This window comes from Conyzicola sp., from assembly GCF_046714715.1.
In the GTDB taxonomy this organism is placed as follows: Bacteria; Actinomycetota; Actinomycetes; order Actinomycetales; family Microbacteriaceae; genus Conyzicola.
This window is the reverse complement of sequence record NZ_JBKKAD010000085.1, coordinates 20,595-27,135: the sequence shown is the minus strand read 5'-3', so window position 1 is coordinate 27,135 and position 6,541 is coordinate 20,595. Positions and strand designations below refer to the sequence as shown.

At 68.7% G+C, this 6,541-nt stretch carries 6 protein-coding genes; 3 read left to right on the top strand and 3 right to left on the bottom strand.

What is annotated here, in order from left to right; genetic code table 11:
* On the top strand, positions 1-1,310 hold a 1,310-nt coding region (locus ACLQ6X_RS07035; protein WP_411699462.1), incomplete at its 5' end, for a DEAD/DEAH box helicase.
* Positions 1,311-1,335: 25 nt separating this feature from the next.
* Positions 1,336-2,661: a GNAT family N-acetyltransferase gene (locus ACLQ6X_RS07030; protein ID WP_411699461.1), complete on the top strand. Its 1,326-nt coding sequence runs from the start codon at positions 1,336-1,338 to the stop codon at positions 2,659-2,661.
* Positions 2,662-2,713: 52 nt separating this feature from the next.
* On the opposite strand, the gene ACLQ6X_RS07025 is transcribed toward ACLQ6X_RS07030, so the two are convergent.
* Positions 2,714-3,550, bottom strand: coding sequence for a DarT ssDNA thymidine ADP-ribosyltransferase family protein (locus ACLQ6X_RS07025; protein ID WP_411699460.1), 837 nt, complete (start codon positions 3,548-3,550; stop codon positions 2,714-2,716).
* 93 nt (positions 3,551-3,643) lie between these two features.
* Here ACLQ6X_RS07025 and ACLQ6X_RS07020 point away from each other — a divergent pair, with 93 nt between their 5' ends.
* A complete protein-coding gene (locus ACLQ6X_RS07020; RefSeq protein ID WP_411699459.1) occupies positions 3,644-4,339 on the top strand; it encodes an HNH endonuclease family protein in 696 nt (231 codons plus the stop codon).
* Between the two features lie 32 nt (positions 4,340-4,371).
* On the opposite strand, the gene ACLQ6X_RS07015 is transcribed toward ACLQ6X_RS07020, so the two are convergent.
* Positions 4,372-5,541: a GAF domain-containing protein gene (locus ACLQ6X_RS07015; RefSeq protein WP_411699458.1), complete on the bottom strand. Its 1,170-nt coding sequence runs from the start codon at positions 5,539-5,541 to the stop codon at positions 4,372-4,374.
* Between the two features lie 153 nt (positions 5,542-5,694).
* Positions 5,695-6,465 carry an SGNH/GDSL hydrolase family protein gene (locus ACLQ6X_RS07010; RefSeq protein WP_411699457.1) on the bottom strand — a complete coding sequence of 257 codons (771 nt, stop codon included), beginning with the start codon at positions 6,463-6,465 and terminating at the stop codon, positions 5,695-5,697.
* Positions 6,466-6,541: the final 76 nt, after the last annotated feature.

Below are 6,541 nucleotides of genomic sequence, written 5' to 3'. Positions count from 1 at the left end.
TGCAGACGCTCGCGCTGATCGCATACGCCAAGCAGCAGCCGGTCGAACCGCCGGCCCCGTTCCTGGTCGTCGCCCCGACCTCGGTCGTCGGCAACTGGGTGGCCGAGGCCGAGCGGTTCACTCCGGGCCTCGTGGTGCGCGGCATCACCGCCACCAACTCCAAGAGCAGAATCCCGCTGGCGAAGCAGGCCGAGGGTGCCGACGTGATCGTCACCTCCTACGCCCTGTTCCGGCTCGACCTCGCCGCATACCAGGCCCAGTCGTGGGGCGGGCTCGTGCTCGACGAAGCGCAGTTCGTGAAGAACCCCACGTCGAAGGCCCACGAGGCCGCGCTCGAGCTGAAGGCGCCCTTCAAGCTCGCGATCACGGGTACCCCGATGGAGAACAGCCTGATGGACCTCTGGTCGCTGTTCCAGATCGTGGCGCCGGGTTTGTTCCCGTCGTGGCGGAGGTTCACCGAGGACTACATCAAGCCGATCACCTCGAGCGCCGCCGGTGAGTCGCAGCGCGCCGCACAGTTGCTCGCCCAGTTGCGCAGGCGCATCCGCCCCCTCATGATGCGTCGAACCAAAGATCTCGTGGCGAAAGAGCTGCCGGCCAAGCAGGAGCAGGTGCTGCGCATCGACCTGTCGCCGCGGCACAAGACCCTCTATGACACGTTCCTGCAGCGCGAGCGCCAGAAGCTGCTCGGGCTCATCGACGACATGGACAAGAACCGGTTCATCGTGTTCCGGTCGCTCACCCTGCTGCGGATGCTCTCGCTCGACGCCTCGCTCGTCGACGAGATCTACAGCGACATTCCCTCCAGCAAACTCGACGTGCTCTTCGAGCAGCTCGACGACGTGATCGCCGAGAACCACCGCGCGCTCATCTTCAGCCAGTTCACGAGCTTCCTGAAGAAGGCGGCGGCCCGGCTCGACGCGCAGGGCATCGCCTACGAGTACCTCGACGGCGCCACGCTGAAGCGCGCCGACGTGATCAAGCGGTTCAAACAGGGCGACGCCCCCGTCTTCCTCATCAGCCTCAAGGCCGGCGGTTTCGGCCTCAACCTCACCGAGGCCGACTACGTGTTCATGCTCGACCCGTGGTGGAACCCGGCCACCGAGGCGCAGGCGATCGACCGCACCCACCGCATCGGCCAGACCAAGAACGTGATGGTCTACCGCATGGTCGCGAACGGCACGATCGAAGAGAAGGTGATGGCGCTCAAAGACCAGAAGTCGCGGCTGTTCGACGCCGTGATGGACGACGACGCGGTGTTCAGCTCGGCGCTCACGGCCGAGGATATCCGAGGCCTGCTCGAAGGCTGACGGATGCCTCGACTAGCCTGAAGAGGTGAGCAACGACTACCTACACGCCCCGATCGACCACGACTCAGCAGAATCCCTCGCGGCGGGAGGCCTCCGTCTCGACCTCGTCGACACGGCGGACGCCGCGCAGTTCGGGTCGTGGCTGCAGGCCGAGGCGCGCGGGTTCCACGACGGCGCGGCCAGCGACGAGACGATAGCCGGCCAGGTCGCCGGTCTCGCCTACCGCCGCACGACCGGGGTCTGGGACGATTCCGCTGCCGACGCCGTCTCCCCCGTCGCCACCGTCAGCTCGTGGTCGACGCCGGTCACCGTTCCCGGCGAGCGGGCGATCGACGCCTGGGCGGTCAGCGCCGTCACCGTCGCGCCCACCCACCGCCGTCGCGGCATCGCCCGCGCCATGCTCGAGGCCGAGCTGCGCACGGCCCACTCGCAGGGAGTGCCGCTCGCGATGCTCACCGTGTCCGAAGCCACTATCTACGGCCGGTTCGGTTTCGCGCCCGCGGTCATGGCCGCCGACTGGAAGATCGACACACGACGCGCCCGATGGACCGGGCCCACGGCCCACGGGCGTCTGAACTTCATCACCGTCGACCAGCTCAAAGAGCAGGGTCCCGCGATCGTCGAGAAGGTGCGGCTGCAGTCGCCGGGCGAGATCAAGCCGTGGCCGCTGTTCTGGGACCGCGCCCTCGGGCTGACCGGCAGCGAAGCCGAGCGGCCCAAGAACCTGCGCGTCGTGCGATACGACGACGCGGCCGGTGAACCGCAGGGCTTCGCCACGTACGTGGTCAACGAGGTGCCCGGAGACGTGTTCGGCCACTCCCTCGAGGTGCGCATCGTCTCGACCGCCACCGACGACGCCTACGCCGGCATCTGGCGCTATCTCATCGAGATGGACCTCGTCGGCGACGTGATCGCGCCCCTGCGCGCGGTCGACGAAGCGTTCGCCTGGCAGATCTCCGACTTCCGCGCCGCGACCAAGACTCGGCAGCGCGATCACCTCTGGACGCGCATCCTCGACGTGAAGGGCGCCCTCGAGGCGCGCCGGTACAGCGCCCACGGGTCGATCGTGCTCGAGGTGAGTGATCCGCTCGGCTTCGCCGAGGGGCGCTTCCTGCTCTCGATCGCCGACGACGGCACCGCGCAGGTGACGCAGTGGTCGGGCGACGCCCCCGACAACGCGGCGATCGTTGCGCTCGGCGTCAACGAACTCAGCGCCCTCTACCTCGGCGGAGTCTCGGCGGCGACGCTCGCGCGCTCGGGCCGCATCACCGAACTGCACTCGGGCTCTGCCAGTGCGATCGACGCGTCGTTCCGGTCGCCCGTGACGCCGTGGCTGTCTATCTGGTTCTAGTGCTTGCTCGTCGCGACGCTGTCAGAACTCGGCTACGCGGAGGCGGTTCGGGCTACTCCGCGCGCATGAACCACGGCGGGTAGACCGCGACGCGGGTCGAGAAGTCGGACGCCTTGACGATCGCCTTCACGGCGTCGCGGGCGCGGTCGTTGGCGACGCCGATGAGTGAGACGAGCTCTATCGGGAACTCGTCTTTGACCAGGTACTCGGCCGAGAGGATCTGAACGGAATCCTCCTCGGCGCGCAGCTTGCGCAGAACACGGTCGCCGGCCTCGCGGGTCGTGGCGAATCGCGTGAGGGTGTGAGCGGCATCGCCATCGGTCACCACGACCGCCGCCTCGCGCTCGTCGGCATCCGCATCGTGCGAGTCGACGACGCTCTTGACCGAGCTGACCAGGATCACGTAGTCGGAGGGGATGGACTCGCGGATGGCGTCGGACAGGCGCGGATCGGCGACCTGCTCGCGCACGCTCAGCCAGACGCTCGCGGCGGGGCTGAGGAAGAACGGCACGTAGCTCGCGACGCTCGCGTCGTTCTCGTCGGAGACGACGATGGTGCGGCGCGACTCGCGGGTCTCGGCCGACGAGATGTCGACGGAGGGGCGGGCCTCCCACGCGTCGCTCGCGTCGGCCAGAAGGCGGCCGGAGCTCAGGATGCTGGCGAGGTTGCTGACGTGGGTGACGTGGTAGATGCGCTGGTCCCCCACCTCGACGGGCGGGTTGCGCAGCGAACCCGCGGCAGCGGGCTTGCGCGGAGACGTGAGCGAAGAGGCGCGCGGGCGGGTTACCCGCGGCTTGGAGACGACGGCCACCGCGACATCCGGAACCGCCTTCGGGAAGCAGGCGTCACAGAGCCCATAATCGAGTCCGTGGATGCATTCCTCGCCCAAGTCAAAACCTTTCGTTGTCGTGGAACTGCCCACCTGTCAACGTTACGCGGGTTTTGGCCGCAGTGCGCACCAGCGCGAACGTAAGCTGGTGGGATGCCCTCCCAGCGACTCCCTGTGCGAGTCGCGCTCGTAATTGTGGTCTTCGCCGTCGCTGCGTACCTGATCAGCGCGACCGCCGCCCCAACCCGCACCACTGAGCCGCAGCCCGCGCCGTCGACCGGTCCCCTCTCCGCGGCCGCCGCGCAGACCCTGGAGGTTCTGGAAACGCTCGACGTGAAGGGACGCGCGCCGAAGACCGGCTACGACCGCGACGACAAATTCGGCACGGCCTGGGTCGACATGGACCAGAACGGCTGCGATACGCGCAACGACGTGCTCGCTCGCGACCTCGTGGTCACCACGATGGGCGACACCTGTCGCGTGCTCACCGGCACGCTGGCCGACCCCTACACGGGCACCTCGATCGACTTCGTGCGCGGCGAGGCCACCTCGGGCCTCGTGCAGATCGACCACGTGGTCGCCCTGTCGAACGCCTGGCAGACGGGCGCCCAGCAGCTGGACGCCGAACGGCGGTACGAGTTCGCCAACGACCCGGTCAACCTGCTCGCGGTCGACGGGCCGACGAACGGCTCGAAGGGAGACGGTGACGCCGCGACGTGGCTGCCGCCGAACGCGTCGTTCCGCTGCGCGTACGTGTCGCGGCAGATCACGGTCAAGGCCGCGTACGACCTCTGGGTGACGCCGGCGGAACACGACGCGATGACCCGTGTGCTGGCCGGCTGCCCGTAGCCCCGGCCACCGCGGCTCGCTGTACTGGGCGATCAGGGGGGCGGCGAACGCAACTCGTTCTGCACCATGAGGGCGAGGCCGCGCAGGAGGGCGGCGTCGGCGTCGGAGAACCCCCGCGGCTGCGGGTCGAAGACGCTGAGCGTGCCGACCCGAACACCGTTCGGCGCCTCGATCGGGTACCCCGCGTAGAAGCGCAGAAAGGGCTCCGAGAGAACCATCGGGTTGTCGGCGAAGCGGGGATCCTGCGTGGCATCCTCGATGGCGAAGTGCTCGCGACCCTGGATCGTGATGTCGCACAGGGTGCTGAACCGTGGCATCTGATCCTTCTCGACGCCGATGCGCGATTTGAACCAGTGACGTTCCCGATCGATGATCGTGATGGCCGCCGCCGCGGTGCCGAGAAGGTCGCGTGCGGTGCGCGTGATGCGGTCGAATCGCTCCTCGGGCTCTGAGTCGAGGATCTTGAGAGATTCGAGTGTGGACTGACGGGCGGCCTCGTCGACGGGCTGGGCGGGGGCGGGCTCGCCGCGAACGCCGGCGTACCGCAGACGCGCGGCGATCGGCTCGGAAAGCAGAGCAGCCCACACCGAGTACGTCGCCGAGCTGCGGAACCTGTCGGTCTCGTCGCCGCCCGTCGCTTCGAACGGAAGGTAGGTCACGTGTTCGAAGTGCTCGCTCAGCTGGCGGCTCGCGTCGTTGAGCGTACGCGCGTGCTTCCCGGAGAGCGCCCGGATGAACCGGGGATATCGCATCAGGGCGGGCAGTGGGGGCACGGCGACGATGAAGATCTGCACGTTCGACGACCCCGAGGTCGTGAGCTGGTCGATGATCGCCGTGAGCTCGACGCGCCAGGTCTGCACCGAGGTGAAGGTGAGTGACTCGATCAGCCCGAGGGCCACCACCACCGCGTCGTACCGCGCGACGGGCTGGGCGGCGATCGCCGCGGGAGCCGTCGCCGAGGTCATCTCGCGATCCACAGCGACGTCGATGTCCATGGCGCGGCCCATGATCGCCGAGAGTTGCCTGCCGAGGTGGCCGGCCAGCGCGAGGTCGTGCGACAGCACTCCGAAGCCGATCGAGGCACCGCTCCCGACGAGCAGCACCTTCAGCGGATTGTTGCCGGGCGTGTGCACGGCGTCGGCGTGTTCGGGCCGCGGGATGAGGGCGCGCGACATGGCGGTCGACGTCAGCCAGAACTTCACCCCTGGCCTCGCGACAGCGTGCACGGCGCCGCTCAACACTCGGACTCCTTGCCGGACCGCGAAGGCCGTTCGATGAACGCGCCAGCCGCATCCGAGATCAGTGTAGAGCGCCGTCGTCGCGCCGCGGTGCTCGGCGCGGTTCGCATATCTGGGCTAGCCGGCGCCCTCCGCCTGATCGTCGCTCCGCGGGTACTCCGCCGACAGCCCACCCGCGACGGTTTCGGCGATGAGGGTCGCCCAGGCGCGGTAGGTTTCGGTGCTGCGGTACCGGCCGAGGTCGGCCGCCCGGGCCGGAGCGAAGGGCACGAAGGTGACGTGATCGAAGCGGTCGCAGGCCGAGCGCAGCCGCGAGTTCAGGGCGCGGCCGTGCCGGTCGCTTATCCAGCGCACGAACGAGGGAAAGCCGGCGATCGACTCCATGGGCGGGATGGCGACCATGAATACGGCCAGGTGCGGCGTGGCGGGCGGGCGCAGAAAGGCCAGCAGCTCGTCGATCTCCGAGTCCCACCGTTTCACCGGACTCAGCTCGAGGGCTTCGTTGACGCCGATGGTGAGAACCACCCCGTCGTAGCGCTCGAGGTCGGACGCGCGCAAGGTCGAGAGGGCGGAGCCGGCGGTCATCTCCCCGTCGGCGATGACCGAGACGTGGGTGGGGCGACCTGTCGCCAGTGTCGTCTGGCGCCCGAGGTGACCCGCGAGCGACAGGTCGTGCGAGAGCACGCCGTAGCCGACGCTGGCGCCGTTGCCGACGAGCAGCACCCGGTCGGAATTGTGCTCCGGGGGCTCGCGATCGTCCGGTGACACCGGCCGGGGCAGCAGCGGATCGGACATCTCCGCGGTGCGCAACCAGAGTCGCACCATCGGGCGGGCGAGCACGTTGAGCATCCGGTCGGCAACGCCGATCTCGTGCTCCCGATGCCCCATCGAATTCCCCCTCGACTCGACCCCAGTCTACGGAGGTGCTCGGAGGCGGCGTAAGACGACGCGCATCGCGGTCGCG

Bases quoted from the DNA above. Each gene is read 5' to 3' on its own strand.
- ACLQ6X_RS07020 (WP_411699459.1), top strand. From the start codon at position 3,644: ATGCCCTCCCAGCGACTCCCTGTGCGAGTCGCGCTCGTAATTGTGGTC.
- ACLQ6X_RS07010 (WP_411699457.1), bottom strand. From the start codon at position 6,465: ATGGGGCATCGGGAGCACGAGATCGGCGTTGCCGACCGGATGCTCAAC.